Raw genomic sequence first — 1,022 nt, 5'->3', positions numbered from 1 at the left:
AGCGGCTGATGGGGTGAGTCCGTTTGAAACCCAGCCTAATGGCTCACAACCGGTAGATATTCAAGATTTAATTATTTCATAGTTCATTACAAACAATAAGAAGAATAAAGGAAGTTTTCATTATGTCAGAGCAAAAAAAGAAAGCAGCACCCGAGACGGAGAAAGTAGAAACCCCGAAAATACCTCATGTCGCTTACCCACTTAAACCGAGAAGCAATACCACGAATCTCTCTCAACAATACTTTAATCATCTTGCAGGAGATGAAAGTGCGCGCTTTTTATTTAATAATAGCGGTCTTTGGCATCAAGGCATTCATTTACGAGCATCAAAATTTCCGAGCAGTGAATTTGAGAATAACAAGATTTGTGCGATAGCCGATGGCAAACTGATAGCTTATAAAGTGGATAGTGAATATAAATCCGATAATGAATCTGAATCATCAAAAGAAAGTGCGGTATATTCTACGGGCTTTTTTTTACTGAAGCATGAAGTAGCTTATCCGAAAGACAATGTGCTGACGTTTTATTCGCTTTACCGTCATACAGCCAAATTAAGCGATTACAAAAGTGGAATAGAAGAGATTGTAGGGAGTACTAAATCATCAGATAATAAGATAGTTATCCGAGATGCAAAAAATCAGCCACTTAATCCACGTGTGGAGCTGAAGAATGGCGTGACGATTGGGGTCAGACGACATACGCAGACGCAAGATAAGTTTGATGAATTACTTTGGTATAGAGAGACCAAGGACAATAAAACGATTGAGCATAAACCTAAGTCTGGTGAGCATTGGCGTATTTTTAATCAGTCTTATGAGGAGATGCAAAATGAGAAAATCAAAGGCCTTCCACTGCTAAGCAAGCATAAGATAGATACCCAAGCTGATGTTGAAGTAAAGCTAGATAAACCTATTGAGATTAAAGCAGGTGAAGAGCTTGGCTTAATGGGCGAGTATAACCAAATAGGTGAAAGTGGCGAGAAGCTATTGCATCTTGAAGTGTTTACCTATGACAACATTGAG

The 1,022-nt window shown here is 38.8% G+C and carries 1 pseudogene; it reads left to right on the top strand.

Annotation, left to right across the window (positions count from 1 at the left end):
- Positions 1-122: 122 nt before the first annotated feature.
- Positions 123-1,022, top strand: a pseudogene (locus tag HMPREF3263_RS10905) (hypothetical protein); the annotation flags it as partial.

It is taken from the genome of Haemophilus sp. HMSC61B11 (genome assembly GCF_001838615.1).
Taxonomy (GTDB): Bacteria; Pseudomonadota; Gammaproteobacteria; order Enterobacterales; family Pasteurellaceae; genus Haemophilus_D; species Haemophilus_D parainfluenzae_AD.
Note: the sequence above shows the minus strand (reverse complement) of the source record. Positions and strands in the feature narration are given on the sequence as shown.